This is a genomic window from Methylobacterium sp. OAE515 (assembly GCF_041806315.1).
Classification (GTDB): Bacteria; Pseudomonadota; Alphaproteobacteria; order Rhizobiales; family Beijerinckiaceae; genus Methylobacterium; species Methylobacterium tardum.
Genome location: NZ_JBGMUV010000001.1, coordinates 3,958,577 through 3,971,911 on the forward strand (window position 1 = coordinate 3,958,577; position 13,335 = coordinate 3,971,911).

General features: G+C 68.1%; 18 protein-coding genes. 12 read left to right on the top strand and 6 right to left on the bottom strand.

What is annotated here, in order from left to right; genetic code table 11:
- Positions 1-28 precede the first annotated feature (28 nt).
- The 10 genes from ABIE45_RS19330 to ABIE45_RS19375 all read left to right on the top strand — a co-directional run bounded on the left by ABIE45_RS19330 (position 29) and on the right by ABIE45_RS19375 (position 8,870).
- Positions 29-1,102, top strand: coding sequence for a baseplate J/gp47 family protein (locus tag ABIE45_RS19330; RefSeq protein ID WP_192709501.1), 1,074 nt, complete (start codon positions 29-31; stop codon positions 1,100-1,102).
- Positions 1,099-1,809: a putative phage tail protein gene (locus tag ABIE45_RS19335; RefSeq protein ID WP_192709502.1), complete on the top strand. Its 711-nt coding sequence runs from the start codon at positions 1,099-1,101 to the stop codon at positions 1,807-1,809. The genes ABIE45_RS19330 and ABIE45_RS19335 overlap by 4 nt, the downstream gene beginning before the upstream one ends.
- 80 nt (positions 1,810-1,889) lie before the next feature.
- On the top strand, positions 1,890-3,050 hold the full coding sequence (locus tag ABIE45_RS19340) for a hypothetical protein (protein ID WP_192709503.1): 1,161 nt from the start codon (positions 1,890-1,892) through the stop codon (positions 3,048-3,050).
- Positions 3,051-3,056: 6 nt separating this feature from the next.
- Entirely contained in the window at positions 3,057-3,626 is a 570-nt protein-coding gene (locus ABIE45_RS19345; RefSeq protein WP_192709504.1) for a DUF4376 domain-containing protein, read from the top strand.
- A gap of 68 nt (positions 3,627-3,694) precedes the next feature.
- Positions 3,695-4,369 carry a hypothetical protein gene (locus ABIE45_RS19350; protein ID WP_192709505.1) on the top strand — a complete coding sequence of 225 codons (675 nt, stop codon included), beginning with the start codon at positions 3,695-3,697 and terminating at the stop codon, positions 4,367-4,369.
- 3 nt (positions 4,370-4,372) lie between these two features.
- Positions 4,373-6,070: a hypothetical protein gene (locus ABIE45_RS19355; protein ID WP_192709506.1), complete on the top strand. Its 1,698-nt coding sequence runs from the start codon at positions 4,373-4,375 to the stop codon at positions 6,068-6,070.
- A 127-nt stretch (positions 6,071-6,197) separates the two neighbouring features.
- Complete coding sequence (locus ABIE45_RS19360) at positions 6,198-6,629, top strand: RlpA-like double-psi beta-barrel domain-containing protein (RefSeq protein WP_192709507.1); 432 nt, start codon at positions 6,198-6,200, stop codon at positions 6,627-6,629.
- A 92-nt stretch (positions 6,630-6,721) separates the two neighbouring features.
- A complete protein-coding gene (locus ABIE45_RS19365; RefSeq protein WP_192709508.1) occupies positions 6,722-7,621 on the top strand; it encodes an N-acetylmuramidase family protein in 900 nt (299 codons plus the stop codon).
- A 4-nt stretch (positions 7,622-7,625) separates the two neighbouring features.
- Positions 7,626-8,150 carry a 3TM-type holin gene (locus tag ABIE45_RS19370; RefSeq protein ID WP_192709509.1) on the top strand — a complete coding sequence of 175 codons (525 nt, stop codon included), beginning with the start codon at positions 7,626-7,628 and terminating at the stop codon, positions 8,148-8,150.
- A gap of 135 nt (positions 8,151-8,285) precedes the next feature.
- Positions 8,286-8,870, top strand: a complete 585-nt coding sequence (locus ABIE45_RS19375) for a hypothetical protein (RefSeq protein ID WP_192709510.1) — start codon at positions 8,286-8,288, stop codon at positions 8,868-8,870.
- Positions 8,871-9,044: 174 nt separating this feature from the next.
- Here ABIE45_RS19375 and ABIE45_RS19380 read toward each other — a convergent pair whose 3' ends face one another.
- The 3 genes from ABIE45_RS19380 to ABIE45_RS19390 all read right to left on the bottom strand — a co-directional run bounded on the left by ABIE45_RS19380 (position 9,045) and on the right by ABIE45_RS19390 (position 10,561).
- Positions 9,045-9,272, bottom strand: a complete 228-nt coding sequence (locus ABIE45_RS19380) for a hypothetical protein (protein ID WP_192709511.1) — start codon at positions 9,270-9,272, stop codon at positions 9,045-9,047.
- A gap of 646 nt (positions 9,273-9,918) precedes the next feature.
- Positions 9,919-10,185 (bottom strand): hypothetical protein, encoded by a 267-nt coding sequence (locus tag ABIE45_RS19385; protein WP_192709512.1) that lies wholly within the window; start codon positions 10,183-10,185, stop codon positions 9,919-9,921.
- A gap of 121 nt (positions 10,186-10,306) precedes the next feature.
- Positions 10,307-10,561 (bottom strand): hypothetical protein, encoded by a 255-nt coding sequence (locus tag ABIE45_RS19390; RefSeq protein WP_192709513.1) that lies wholly within the window; start codon positions 10,559-10,561, stop codon positions 10,307-10,309.
- 477 nt (positions 10,562-11,038) lie between these two features.
- Here ABIE45_RS19390 and ABIE45_RS19395 point away from each other — a divergent pair, with 477 nt between their 5' ends.
- Entirely contained in the window at positions 11,039-11,476 is a 438-nt protein-coding gene (locus ABIE45_RS19395) for a hypothetical protein (protein WP_192709514.1), read from the top strand.
- An 88-nt stretch (positions 11,477-11,564) separates the two neighbouring features.
- Here ABIE45_RS19395 and ABIE45_RS19400 read toward each other — a convergent pair whose 3' ends face one another.
- Complete coding sequence (locus ABIE45_RS19400; protein WP_192709515.1) at positions 11,565-11,825, bottom strand: hypothetical protein; 261 nt, start codon at positions 11,823-11,825, stop codon at positions 11,565-11,567.
- On the opposite strand from ABIE45_RS19400, the gene ABIE45_RS19405 reads away from it, so the two are divergent.
- Complete coding sequence (locus ABIE45_RS19405) at positions 11,775-11,957, top strand: Rmf/CrpP family protein (RefSeq protein ID WP_373622481.1); 183 nt, start codon at positions 11,775-11,777, stop codon at positions 11,955-11,957. The genes ABIE45_RS19400 and ABIE45_RS19405 overlap by 51 nt on opposite strands.
- Positions 11,958-12,035: 78 nt before the next feature.
- Here ABIE45_RS19405 and ABIE45_RS19410 read toward each other — a convergent pair whose 3' ends face one another.
- The gene (locus ABIE45_RS19410; protein ID WP_373622482.1) at positions 12,036-12,269 is read right to left on the bottom strand and encodes a hypothetical protein; all 234 of its coding nucleotides are present in this window, start codon (positions 12,267-12,269) and stop codon (positions 12,036-12,038) included.
- A 144-nt stretch (positions 12,270-12,413) separates the two neighbouring features.
- A complete protein-coding gene (locus ABIE45_RS19415) occupies positions 12,414-13,112 on the bottom strand; it encodes a thermonuclease family protein (protein WP_192709516.1) in 699 nt (232 codons plus the stop codon).
- Positions 13,113-13,335 lie beyond the last annotated feature (223 nt).

The window sequence follows — 13,335 nt, forward strand, 5'->3', positions numbered from 1 at the left end:
GCCGCCGCGGCGCGCCTGAGGCTGCCCCATGCCATTCGCCCTGCCGGACCTGCCGACGGTCCGCCGGACCAACCGGGACAACCTCGCGGCCTTCCTGGAGGGCGCCGACGCCTCGGTGCCGAACAGCGCGCTGCGCGTGCTCTCCGACATGAACGCGGGCGGCGCGTTCCTGAACCTCAAATATCTCCAGTGGCTCGCCCGGAACTTTCTGCCCGACCTGGCGGAGAAGGGCTGGCTCGACCGCTGGGCGAACATCCTGTTCGGCGGACGCAAGGCCGCGACCTTCGCCTCCGGCACGATCACGGTGACCGGCTCGCCGGGCGCGCTCCTGCCCGCAGGCTCGCCGCTCGCGACCTCGGACGGCATCCAGTACCAGACCGCGGCCGACGTCTACCTCTCGGCCACCGCCACGCCCGTGGCGGTCACCTGTCTGACCGCCGGCGCGATCGGCAACCGGGACCGGGGCGCGCTGCTCTCGCTCACGGTGGCAGCATCGAGCGTCAACGCGCAGGCCACCGTCGTCCTGATCGACGGCGGCGCCGACACCGAGAGCGACGACGACCTGCGCGTCCGGATCCTCCTGCGGATCCGCAACCCGCCGATGGGCGGCTGCGCCACCGACTACGAGCAGTGGACCCTGTCCCTGCCCGGCGTGTCCCGCGTCTGGGTCGCGCCCATGGAGATGGGCATCGGCACCGTCACGGTGCGCTTCGCCTGCGATCAGCTCCGCGCCTCCAACGACGGCGTGCCGACGCGAGACGACTGCGCCCTCGCCAAGGCGTACCTCGACACCGTCCGACCCGTGACCGTCGCCGACCTGTTCGTGCTCCCGGCGATCCCGCAGGGGATCGTGCCGCGGATCCTGAACCTCTCGAACGACACGCCCTCGACGCGGCTCGCCATCGAGGCCGGGCTTCAAGCGATGCTCCTGGAGAAGGCCGCGCCCGGGCAGACGATCTTCGCCTGCTGGATCTCGGACGCGATCACCGACGCGGTGGGCGACGCCACCTTCGACCTCGCCACCGGGGATTTCGTGATGGCCAACGCCGGCTCGATCGCCTCGCTGCGGCCGGCCTTCGGCGGCGGGCTGGCGTTCACATGAGCGACGCCTTCATCCGACGGGACGGCGAGGACTATGCCGAGGCGCTCAGCCGGCTGCTGCCGACCGGCGAGGCGTGGTCGCGCGATCCCGCCTCGACGCTGATGCAGCTCGTGCGCGGACAGGCCGAGATCTGGGGCGCGGTGGTCGACCCGCGCGCGGCCGACCTCCTCGAGATCGAGACCGACCCGCGCTTCACCCGGGAGCTGCTCGCCGAGTGGGAGCGGGCCTACGGCCTGCCGGACCCGTGCGTGCCGGTGGTGCAGACCCTGACGGAGCGGCGGCAGCGCCTCGCGCAGAAGATCGCCATGCAGGGCGGCCAGAGCCGCGCCTTCTTCATCGGGGTCGCGGCCTCGCTCGGCTACGCGATCACGATCACCGAGTACAGGCCGTTCCAGTTCGGGTTGTCGTCCTTTGGCGGCAGCCACGGGCGCTTCAACCCGCCGGGCTTCCGGTTCTGCTGGACCGTGCACGTCGGCGGCGGCCGGTTCACCCGCTTCCAGTTCGGTGTGTCCTCGTTCGGGCGCGACCCGTTCCTCGACATCCGCCGGGCCGAGGACCTGGAGTGCATCTTCGGGCGGCTGAAGCCCGCCCACACTCAGCTGTTCTTCGACTACCGGACCGCCGCGCCGGCGGTCACCGAGCGCCGCTTCGACTTCGGCGCCTCGACCTTCGGTCACGACCCGCTCCTGCGCCTGACCACGTCCTGACGGCGCGCACCGCCCCTCGACCGCCCTGAACCGGCCGCCCCGCGGCCCACCCACCGGCCCCGCATCCGGAGAGAGATCCCGTGCGCCTGCACTATCCGCTCAACGCCAACGGCGCCGAGGATGCGGGGCAGCTGCCCTGGACCGACGGCGTGCCGCTGACCGGCATCCAGGGGTCCTACCCGGGCCACGCCATCGTCACGGACACCGAGGCCGAGATCCTCGCGGCGATCGACGCCTCGGGCCAGAGCCGCAACGGCTCCGATCTCACCCAGCTCGCCCAGGCGCTGGCGCGGGGCATCTTCCTCGGACAGTTCGGCGGCACCGCCAACGCGCTCGCCGCCACGCTGCCGAACAACATCGTGCTGCTGAGCCTGCAGGCCGGCACGCGGCTGACCGGCTTCGTCACGGCGCCCAACACCGGCGGCGTCACCCTGGCGCTGACCGGCATCGGCTCGCCCTCCGGCACCCAGACGGCCCCGCTCCTGCGCAAGGACGGCACCGCGCTCCAAGCCGGCGATCTCCCGGTCGGGCAGCTGTTCGACATCCGGGTCGACACCAGCGGCAGCTTCCGCCTCACCGGATTGGTCACTTCCGATCTCGGCGGTGGCGCGGCCGTCTTCCTGGCGGCGAACAGCAACGGCCAGGCCTGGACCACGCCGGGCACCTACACCTTCACCGTACCGTCCGGGGTCACCCGGCTGTTCATCCGGGTCTGGGGCGGCGGTGGAGGCGGTGGCGGCACCAACGCGTCCGGCGGCGTCGCCGCCGGCGGCGGCGCCGGCGGCTTCTCGTGGGGCGTGTTCGCGGTCACGCCGGGCCAGGTGCTGACCATCGTCGTCGGTGCGCGCGGCCTGGCCGGGCCGACGACCCCGGGCAACGGCGGCACCGGCGGCACGTCGTCGGTGTCCGTCACCCCGCCGATCTCCGCGACCGGCGGCGCGGGCGGCGGCGGCTACAACGGCGCGGGCCTCAACACGAACTCGGCTGCGGGCGGCGTCGGCGCGGGCGGCCAGTTCAACGAGCAGTCCGGGGCGGGCGGCGTCGGCTTCATCCTCTCGGGGCCCGGTATCGCGGCTGGCGGCATCGGCGGCGGCGCGCAGTTCGGCGGCTTCCCCTCGCCTCAGGCGATCAACTCGCCCGGACAGGGCGGCTACTCGCCCGGTGGCGGCGCGCAGGGCGGCGTCAACGGCAACGCCGGCGGCCTCGGGGGCGCCGGTCGCGTGGACATCTGGTGGGATTAAGCGAACATGCTGCGCTACGCTCGCATCCAGACCGGCGTCGTCGCCGAGCCGCCCTTCGAACTGCCCGAAGGGGTCGAGCCGGAGCAGGTCTTCGGCTCCAACGCCCCGGGCGTCTACGTCCTGTGTCCCGACGAGGCCGTGAGCGAGGGCTGGTCTTACGACGGTGCGGCCTTCGCCGCCCCGGCACCCCTGCCGCCCCCGCCGCCGCCGACTGCCGCGGAACTCAGCGCCCACGCGGCCGACCGGCGGTACGCGGTCGAGACCGGCGGCATCACGGTCAACGGCGCGCCGATCGCCACCGACCGGGTCAGCCAGGCGATGATCGGCAACGCCTACGCCTACGTGCAGGCCTCCGGGGCGGCCTCCGTCTCCTACAAGACGGGCGCCGGGTTCGTGACGCTCACGGCCGACCAGGTGAAGGCCGTGGCGCTCGCGGTTGGTGCGCACGTCCAGGCGTGCTTCAAGGCTGAGGACGACGTCGACGCGGCCATCAACGCGAGCCCGCCGACGATCACCACCGTCGCCGAGATCGACGCCGCCTTCGCGATGGCCGCGCCGGCCGCGCCCCCGGCCTGATCCGCGTCTGTCCCGACCGACCCGCGCCGCCTCCGGGCGGCTTTTTCATGCCCGCGTGAGGCGCGCCCGTGTCGAACCTCGCCCTGATCCGGCCGCAGCGCGTCGACTTCGACACGCAGCAATCCTGCGACTGGCTCGACGGCCTGCCGCTGATCGGCACGGCTGGACTCGGCGGGACGGTCCCGGGCTCGGCCAACGTCGGCAACGGCACCGTGTCAGTCGCGGGCGTCGCGAACGGCACGGCCTACGGTGCGCACATCGTCGCCGTGACCGCGATCGGCGGCGGGCTGACCTACCTCAGCGTCACCGACCCGGCCGGGATCGTCACCGCGCAAGGCGTGGCTGGTGCTCCGCTCTACGCGGGCGGGATCACGCTGAGCCTTTCGCAGGGCACCACGCCATTCGCGGTCGGCGATACCTTCGCGATCGGCGTGCTGCCGGTCGCCGTCGACCTCACCGGCCTGCGCTTCGACCTCGACAGCCGGATTTCCGCGGGCTCGTCCGGCTTCGCGATCCAGGCTTCCACGGCGACGTCGCCGGCCACCATCGCCAACGGCAACGCCTCGGGCCTCATCGCCATGCAGGTGCCGCGCGCCACCCTGGCGGCCTGCCCCGTCTCTCCCGCGGAGGGCTACCCCTACGCGATCCTGGCGAGCGACCCGGTCACCGGCCTGACCGTGCCGGCCTTCTACGGCCTGATCTTCCACACCGCCGTCGCCGCACAGATCGGCCAGGGGAGCTGAACCATGGCGATCCGTGCAAGCTCGCTCGGCGCTTCCGCCGTCATCCCGGTCGGCGGCCCCGCCGGTGCCCCGGGTACGCCCGGCGCCAATGGCCGCGACGGCGCCAACGGTCGCGACGGGGCCAACGGCCTCATCCAGTCGATCGGCGGCGCCTCGAAGGCGGTCCTCACCCTGGCCGACATCGGGGCGCAGCCGTCCACCGTCCCAGCGCTGTTCCCGAACGGCGCGCCGGCCTACCTCCCCGACCTGTTCGCCGAGTTCATCTCCGGCAAGAAGTTCGGCCTGCTGGGCGACGGGTCCGATCAGACGACGAAGCTCAACTATGCGATCGCGCAGGCCTGCGGGACGGGCAAGCGCCTCGAGCTCGCGGCCGGCTATTACGGGGTGAACCCCAGCGCCTCGGATCGGTGCCTCACCGCCTCGACCGTTCCCAACATCCGCGGCGAGGCCGGCGAGCGCACGGTCATCTTCCCGATGTCGGGCGCGACCTCGGCGCACTCGATCCTGAAGATCAAGCCGACCGCTGCCGTGCTGATGGAGTACGTTGGGATCTCCGACCTGATGATCTATCCGGGTGCATTGGCGGGTACGCCGGGCGTTCCGGCCGGCACGAAATACGGCGGGCGGGCCATCGAGATCGACACCACCGGCATCACCGGCGGTCTCAACCTGTCCTCGTTCCGGATGGCGCGGGTCTACTGTGCGGCGGGCAACGATTACAGCGTCGTGATCAACAACAGCGCCGCCGCGCAGGCGCAGGGCTGCCCGAACAACAGCTCGTTCCTCCAGTGCTCGTTCTATGAGGGCTTCCTCGGGCGGGCGATGGGCGACTCGCTGCGCTGGGTCGATTGCGTGTTCCGGTCCTCCTCCACCAACCGGAGCATGATCGACATCGCGCTGCTGGACGTCAGCGGCAACGGCGCGTCGGTGGCGATCTTCGACCGACCCAACATCGGCGGGCTCGGCGGCGTCGTGATCCGCGGCGGGCGTCGCATCGTCTTCCGCGACATCAACGCGGAGCTCGGCAACGAGCCCGGATCGATCGGCAGCCCGAGCGGCGCGCTGATCGACATCACGGGTGACATCTCTCGGGTCTACGGCGTGTCCATCAAGGGCGGCCTCGCGTCCATATTCGGCAACACGGCCGCGACCCGCCTGATCCGGGTCGACAACGCCCAGGACGTCGACATCGACGAGATCGAGCTGTCGAACGGGACGGGCGCCATCCTCGCCTCGGCGATCCAGATCACCGCCAACGCGGCGAACACGCATGTCGGGTGGGTGTCGAGCCTCGACGCGACGAAGTTCACCAACCTCGTGGCCGATGCCGGCACCGGCACGCGCGGCGTCACGCAGACACCAGCCTCCCTGGGGACCGGTTGGAGCAATCTGGGCTCCGGTTATGCTCCCGCTTCGTTCCGCAAGGATCGATACGGGCGTGTCAGCCTCGACGGCCTGCTGGTGGGCTCCGGCATCACGAACAGCGGCAGCGGGGTCACGATCTTCACCCTGCCCGCCGGCTTCCGACCCGCGACGGGTGAGCGTTACGTCGCCTACGGGATCGTCGGCGGCAACCCGGCTCCTGCACCCGTGGACGTGCTGCCCTCGGGGGCCGTCATCTACCAGGGACCGTCCGGCGTGACGCAGCTCTCGCTCGGCGCCGTCAACTTCCAGACGACCTCGTTCCACACGAGCACCTGACCGCCACCAACGGCGCCTCCGCGCGACCCGCCGCCCTCCTGCCACTCGGGTAGGAGCCGCCCCGCATGCGGGGACGGGTGAGCGGCGCGGGTCGCAGCCCCATCCTGCCACACCTCCGGAGACCACCATGCTCCTGCAGCGCCTCGCGCTACGGGCCGCAGTCGCGTGCGCGCTGCTGCTCGTGTCCGCCGATGCCCGCGCCTGGGAAGGCCGCGTCTCCTGGTACGGCTCCGAGCACGGCCAGGCGAAGAACGCCGTCGCCTGCTCTCGCCGGACCGTCGGCCACCTCGCCGGGCGCTTCAACCCCGCCGGCATGACGGCGGCGCACTGGACGCTGCCGTGCGGCACCCGGGTGCGGGTCACCGATCTCGCGACCGGCCGCAGCGTCGAGGTGACGGTCACCGACCGCGGGCCGCACCCGCGGCTGCACCGGACGCTCGATCTCGCCCGGGGTGCGGCCGCGCATCTCGGCATCCTGAATCGCGGCGTGATCCGCGCGCGGCTCACCATCGTCGCCGCGCCAGGCGCCGGACGGCTGCGGCTCGCCGCCCTTCGCTGATCCTGGCCTGGCCGCACCCTTGGCGAAATTCGCCAGCGGTCTGAGCCCGCCGCAGCCACCCTTTCGCCACCCCTGACAATCCGGAGATCTCCATGGCCACGTCCATCGACGCGGGCGCCTTCGCTCGCCTGCGCGCCGCCGGGTTCAAGGGCGCAGCCGTCCGGCTCGCTGACGTCGACCTGCCGCGCGTCGGTGCCCTGATCGGCGTCGGCGAGGACGAGATCCACGCCATCATCGACGTGGAATCGTCCGGCTCCGGCTTCGACAAGCTCGGGCGGCCCAAGATGCTGTTCGAGCCGCACGTGTTCTGGCGCCACCTCGGTGCGGGCACGAAGCGGACCCGGGCGGCCTCTCTCGGCGTCGCCTACGAAAAGTGGCGGCCCGGGAACTATCCGTCCGACAGCTACCCGCGGCTCGCCCAGGCGCTCGACATTGATGTCGAGGCCGCGCTGATGTCGGCGAGCTGGGGCCTGACTCAGATCCTGGGCGAGAACCACGTCGAGCTCGGCTACATCACGGCGGCCGACATGGTCGTGGCGTTCTGCGGCGGCGAGGCCGCACAGCTCGCCGGCACTGTGGCGCTGATCAAGTCCAAGGGGCTGTCCGCCAAGCTGAAGGCGCACGACTGGGCGGCGGTCGCGCGCGGTTGGAACGGGGCCGGCTACGCGGCTAACCACTACGACGACAAGCTCGCGGCTGCCTTCGCCAAGTGGAACCGGATCCCGGACACCGCTTGGTCGCCGGCTGTGGCCGTTGCCCCGAAGCCGCCTTTCGTTGCGCCCGAGGCGCTTTCCGTTGCGGTCCCGGCCGGGCCGGCAAGCGCCCCTCCTAAGCTCCCCTCTCAGCCGGCGAGCTCCCCCGCCAAGCCGGCCGTCGCGACCGCACTGGTCGCAGCTGCGTCGCCGGCGCTAGCGCCGGCCGGCAGCGGCCTGCTCGGCTCCATCCTCGGCCGCCTGCGCGCGGCCTACCCCGTCACCCCGAAGAAGGTCTGATCCCATGGCAGGCGGCATCATCGGCAGCGTCATCGGCGGCGTGCTCACCGGCGGGATCGGCCCGGCGTTCGGCGCGGTGCTGCCCGACGTGACGGCCACCGCGAAGATCCTGGTCGACCGGCTCGTGCCGGACCCGGCCGCGCGCGAGGCGGCGCAGCGGGATCTGGAGCAGGTCATCTCGGCACGCGACAGCGCCTTGCTCCAGGCGGTCACCGCCCAGAACGAGGCGCAGAACGCGATCAACCTCGCCGAGGCGCAGGGCAACGACCGCTTCTCGTCCCGCTGGCGCCCGGCGCTCGGCTGGGGGTGCGTGGCGGCTTTCCTCTACCAGTTCCTGGCCGCGCCGATCATCACCTTCGTCGGAAGCCTCATCGGCGTCATCTTCGGCTTCGCCTTCCCAGCACCGCCGACGCTGACGATGTCCGACTTCATGCCGGTGCTTCTCGGCATGCTCGGTCTCGGTGGCATGCGTACCGTCGAGCGCATCCAGGGCGTCCCCGGGGCGATGCCCGGCGGCACGAAGCGCTGATCCGCCCGCACCGAAGCCCGTGAAAGTTTCACGGGCTTCCCACCCGCTATCCGGGGGCCCGCGTGCGCGGGGCTGGCCCATCCCGCACGACCGGAACACCGGCGCGCGGCTCTACTGCCCTGGGGGGCCAGGATCATGACCGCACAGCAGCAGCAACAGCAGCAGATGCAGCCGCGCGATACGGACACCAGGCTCGGCATCCTAGAGACCGCCGTCGCCGACATCCGCTCTGTCATGCAGGACATCCGAAGCGACCTGAAGACCCGCAGCTCGATCAACTGGGCGCCGGTCAACATCATGATGGGCGTCTGCACCGTCGCCGGCGGCATGTTTTTCACCTGGGTGAACTCGAACAACGGTCGCCTGGAGACTGCGATCGCCAAGGTCGAGGCGCGAACCGAGGCCTACGTGCCGCGCCAGGACCTGGATACACGGTTCGCGGTGGTGGCCCAGCGCCGGGACGATCTTCAGCGGCTGACCGACGGTCGCGTCGAGCGGATTGAGCGCGATCTCGACGCCATCTCCAAACAGGTTGTCCCGCGAGGTGAGCACGAGCAGATGTGGGCCGCCCAGCGAGCCCGCGATGCGGATTTGCAGCGTCAGGCCGACCAGAATCGGCAGGGTCTCTACGACCTCAACACCCCGCGCGATACGATCCAGGGCATGCAGCGCCGGATCGACGAGCTTGAGCGGGATACCCGGACGCCGGCGCGCCGGTAGCGCTGCTTCACACCCTACTTCAAACCGCCCTGGGCGCCCTGGCTTCGGCTGGGGTGCCTTTCGTCGTTTCAGGCACCCTGCGGATTAATCCGGCTCGGTCGACGTCAACATCCTGAGAACGAGACCACCTTCAGCCCCGCCGGCACCGCCGCGCGGGGCCTTTTCGTTCTGCGCCTATTCGGTTTGTTTCCATTCCAGGCCGATCTCGCGAATGACCTCGGCAATCGCAGGAGCTGATGCCGTTCCAAGTGAGGCAGCTTCCGCCTCAGCCGCTCGTACCACTCTCGCAGCTTCTGAGCTCGTCACCACTCCCGTGCTGATCAGCAACTTCCCGAGGTGCTTGACCAGAAGCGCCGCCGCAATGGCGTTCTCCTGAGCACCTTTCGTGATGTGGATTGACATCGGCTCCCCGTAGCATCCGCAACCGAGGGCCAAACTAGGGCCGATCTCGCCACGACAACCGTTGGCAGCGAACGAATTTCGAGTTGCGCCGTTAGGCAGCCATGTCGGAGCCTAGGAAGCCTACCGATCTTGAACGCGATCGCCTCCATCGCAGGATGGCGCTCAGCATAGCTTTGGATGAGCAGTTGCTCGCGTCTCTTGCAGTTGCTGCAGACATGCTACGCAAGGCAGATGACCCCAGCGCGGTTGATGTCGATCGTGTGATTAGAAACAATCGTGTCGGTATCATAAAACAGCGCGCCATACTCGGTGCCGCAGGGATAAAGGTCTGATGAGTTCGCCGCGCATCTACGTTGTTCGAAGCATGCGGCCTCACGGCAACGTTACCTACAACTGTCCGACTGCTGAATGGGCGCTGAAGAAGCTGCGGGACTCGAGGCGACGCCAACATCACCGTTCTGGACCCAGATGGCAGGCCAATGTCCGAAGCTGCCCTGATCGGCTGCATCGAGGGCTCCGGTGCGGCGCCTGCCGATGATGCGCTGCCTGCTGCACCGCAGATCACTCGTCAGCCGGCCTTCGCTTAGGCCAGCGCCACGCCCGCTCGGTCCGCCGCGGCGGGCTTTTTCGTGCGCTGTCCTCGAGGTCAGTTCAGAGCTTCCGGTCGTCGACCAAGGAATGGCGCCAAGCCGGAGGCTTCGACCATAGCGGTGAAAGCGTCATAGGCTTCTTGGTCCGTTGCGTAGGTCTCCTGCCAGACAGTGCTCCCGCCGGACGACAGGTCGATCACCCCTAGACGCCAGGGATCTTGCGTACCGGCGAGGCGGTAGATCTCGACGTCGACGGACTCAGCATCGCGGCTGAAGGTGCCGGACAAGGGGGAGTGCTCATACTCGTGATCGTCGCCGTTCATTCCTGGCGCCCATGTCACTGTGCGACGTGCATCTTAGTCAACGTCGCGGTCGCGTGTAGGCTGCCTGCCCTGCCGGCGCGGGCTCTTCGTTGCGGCGGTCCAACTTGATGAAAGCGGCTGCTCAACCTCGACACGGCATCCGGTGTGAGTTGGAGAACAGTCCGATTGGCACGTGCGCGACCGTCAATCCCGTCTCATCACGCACGATGAGCGTCCACGGGTTATTGAGATTGGCGGCGCCGAGATCGTCCGCCATCTCTCCGATAACCTCATACGCATCGGCCAGCGCTTGCTCCAGGTCCTCGGCATCGACGCCTTCGCCGTCCCGGATTGTCTTATGACCGTTGCCGACGTCAAAATAGAACCGTCTGAGCATTCTCGCCCCCGACCAGCGCTCTCCCCTTGGGCAAACATACGTCAATCTGTGCCAAACCGCATAGGCGCGGGAATGCAAATAGCGCTTCGAACGTCCCTAAGTTGTGATCATACCGATTGCAGATCATCCTTAGTTTCTGAAGGGGGGCCGTATGACGGTCATTGCCGAAGAAAAGGGACAAGTTAATTACGAGCTGTTGGATAGGCTCAAGAGACGAGCACATATTCGTGCTATGCTATGGCGAGCAAAAAATGAGTTTTCGAAGGATGAGAACGAACGAGTGAACGCTCAGCCACTTGCAAGTAGGCGGCGCCGGCCATCTTGCACCCGAGCCGCGTTGTGTATCGGCTCAGCTTTCACGCTGGTGAGATCGGACGCTTCCCCGTTTGGCGAGTGTCAAGGCAGGGCAGCACCTGAGGCCGATCCGATCGGCGAGAAACGCGGTGAGGGCGGCTAATGTGGCGGAGCATCAACGCAATGAACGTCCCTGAACATCATTCCATCCTAGATCGTATCGTTTCTAATTCCAACTTTGTGCTAACGTTCGTTCTGGCTGCACTTATAGAGACATCATTTCTTATCGCGGCATTCTTTGTTGGATCAAATATCGAGGACAAAATCGTTTCGATTTCAGTATTGTTTTTCGGCTTTGCCGTCGGCTCAATTATCGGTACTGCTGCTAGTCCTTACGACAGCAAAGAGGACAAAAGATTTGCGGCTTATTGGAAAGCGATCGCCTTGTTTGCATCTGGATACGCGGCGTCCAAACTCGATGGCGCCTTGAGTGCAGCGTTTTCTGTCGATGCGCTGACCAACCTCACCGGTCTGACAACATTCCGCCTTCTGGGCTTTTCGGCCGTACTCCTTCTGACGGCGAAGGTCACCTTCGCATGTCGGAGCTATCACTCAGATTAAGACACTACCGCGGTTCATTCCCTATGGCGGACCGGTTCACTTGGCAGCGTTGTTGATCTGGGGAAAGGCCAAGGAGGCTCTCGATGGCTCACGCCCACTTATCCGAGACCGAGAGCACAGTCACCGATCGGGCTTTGCGCCCTGAGAAGCAGCGCTCGTTCGAACCAGACACCGTGCTGCGGACGACTTCAGCGCCGAGTGCCGGGACCAGCCCGAATCGCGCCTTCGTCAGGCGCTCGAAGCCCGCACTGCGGCTGTTGTGGCTGGCGTAACGAGCGGCGCTTGGTCGGAGGGCCGGATGAACACGCCACAGCCCGCCATTTTGAAAGCGATCGCTGAGGGCGCTCATGCGCGCGCGATCGGCCGTCCAAAGGTTAGCTGCCCGTACCATCCTGACATGCCTGATCGGCAAGCGTGGCTCGACGGTTATGACGGTATGCCTAACGAAGACGGGCCGGACGTACCGATGCCCGACGCCTGAGCTGCGGTGAGCCACGCTCTGGACCTTAACTCTCGGACGCTCCCCCGCCCCGTAAGCAGACAGAGACGAGGTTGAACCTCAGCTGTCGTCATGCGCCGGCAGAGATGGTCCGTACCGGTCGAGAAGCTCCGCTCGCCCGGCTTCGGTGATTCTGTACTCCGCAGTCCTGTCCCTCGGATTCATCTGCCCCGTGGCGTCGATCAGGCCGAGCACCTCCAAGCGTCGCGTGAAGGCATTCGCCTGGTAGAAGCGCGGGCCAGCCGCCGCCAGGGATTGGAGGCGGTAGATGCTGGTCGGTGGGAGTTTGTGCATTTGAACGAGGGCTGCCGGTTTCTGATCCTCGGCAGCCTTTTCGCCGAGCGCTCAGCTCCACATAGCGCCGAGTGTCGAATACCGCACCATCAAGGCTTCCCACCTAGTGTGAAGATCGGGGAGGGGCCGAGCGGACGAGTGTCCTCAGCCTCGCGCCGCCCGCCAGCCTGCGGCCTTCGCATCGTCCTCACTGCAGAACATGCGCTCACCGGTGCTTGGGTCGATCACGGCTCGGTCGTACTCCCGTGTCCCGGGCAGGTGGTAGATCTTGTCACCCTTGCGCGAGATATTGCCCTTGATCGCGCAGGCGGCCTGTACGGGCGCCGTCGTGGCCTCCGGGGGCTTCCCCATCTCCGGCCTGGTCTCGACGCCGCGAGCGCGCTTGGCACGTCTCCAGTCCGACGGCGGATCGAACGTGCCCGCCCAGAGACCACGCTTCAGCGCCCTCGCGGTAATCTCGACCCCGACGTAGTCGCGGGAGTAGCGCTGGTAGGCCGTCGCGTGGCCCTCGCTCACCATCCAGGCGTTCAGGTCCTCGTCGCCCTTCCGGCAGACCGCAACGGTGCGACCATACCGGTCGGTGTCACGCGGCTCGCACGAAATATTCGCATCGCCAATCCGATCCGCCAGGACGAGCGCCGCCACCTGACCACAGCGGTAGGACTTGCCGGCGGCGTCCTGGCAGAGCTGCCTGCTCTCGGGCGCGTCGATGCCGTGCAGGCGGATGCGGGTTCCGCGGATCACTAAGGTGTCGCCATCCGTAACGGAGGCGCGGCCCACGATCGGCTCGGCAGCCAGGGCGGGGCCGCTGAGAAGGATGAGGGCGGCGAGAGCTTGGCGCATCTCGCCAGGATAGAGGCGCTGCCGGCGATGACAACCTGAGGCTTCAACGACGCCGCGCGGCCATCATATTGATTTAGGGCCTGCCGTTCCCCTCAACTCAACCTTCAGCCCCGCCGGCATAGCCGCGCGGGGCTTTTTCGTGCGCGGATCAGCCAGCAGTATCCGTCGAGACAAACACGGCCTGATGCCAACCTCGCGACGGTTCTCTGCCCGGGAATTGGAC

Coding starts and splice junctions, on each gene's coding strand:
- ABIE45_RS19355 (WP_192709506.1), top strand. CDS start 4,373: ATGGCGATCCGTGCAAGCTCGCTCGGCGCTTCCGCCGTCATCCCGGTC.
- ABIE45_RS19390 (WP_192709513.1), bottom strand. CDS start 10,561: ATGCTCAGACGGTTCTATTTTGACGTCGGCAACGGTCATAAGACAATC.
- ABIE45_RS19375 (WP_192709510.1), top strand. CDS start 8,286: ATGACCGCACAGCAGCAGCAACAGCAGCAGATGCAGCCGCGCGATACG.
- ABIE45_RS19410 (WP_373622482.1), bottom strand. CDS start 12,269: ATGCACAAACTCCCACCGACCAGCATCTACCGCCTCCAATCCCTGGCG.
- ABIE45_RS19415 (WP_192709516.1), bottom strand. CDS start 13,112: ATGCGCCAAGCTCTCGCCGCCCTCATCCTTCTCAGCGGCCCCGCCCTG.
- ABIE45_RS19335 (WP_192709502.1), top strand. CDS start 1,099: ATGAGCGACGCCTTCATCCGACGGGACGGCGAGGACTATGCCGAGGCG.
- ABIE45_RS19370 (WP_192709509.1), top strand. CDS start 7,626: ATGGCAGGCGGCATCATCGGCAGCGTCATCGGCGGCGTGCTCACCGGC.
- ABIE45_RS19330 (WP_192709501.1), top strand. CDS start 29: ATGCCATTCGCCCTGCCGGACCTGCCGACGGTCCGCCGGACCAACCGG.
- ABIE45_RS19395 (WP_192709514.1), top strand. CDS start 11,039: ATGAACGTCCCTGAACATCATTCCATCCTAGATCGTATCGTTTCTAAT.
- ABIE45_RS19405 (WP_373622481.1), top strand. CDS start 11,775: ATGAACACGCCACAGCCCGCCATTTTGAAAGCGATCGCTGAGGGCGCT.
- ABIE45_RS19400 (WP_192709515.1), bottom strand. CDS start 11,825: ATGAGCGCCCTCAGCGATCGCTTTCAAAATGGCGGGCTGTGGCGTGTT.
- ABIE45_RS19380 (WP_192709511.1), bottom strand. CDS start 9,272: ATGTCAATCCACATCACGAAAGGTGCTCAGGAGAACGCCATTGCGGCG.
- ABIE45_RS19345 (WP_192709504.1), top strand. CDS start 3,057: ATGCTGCGCTACGCTCGCATCCAGACCGGCGTCGTCGCCGAGCCGCCC.
- ABIE45_RS19365 (WP_192709508.1), top strand. CDS start 6,722: ATGGCCACGTCCATCGACGCGGGCGCCTTCGCTCGCCTGCGCGCCGCC.
- ABIE45_RS19360 (WP_192709507.1), top strand. CDS start 6,198: ATGCTCCTGCAGCGCCTCGCGCTACGGGCCGCAGTCGCGTGCGCGCTG.
- ABIE45_RS19385 (WP_192709512.1), bottom strand. CDS start 10,185: ATGAACGGCGACGATCACGAGTATGAGCACTCCCCCTTGTCCGGCACC.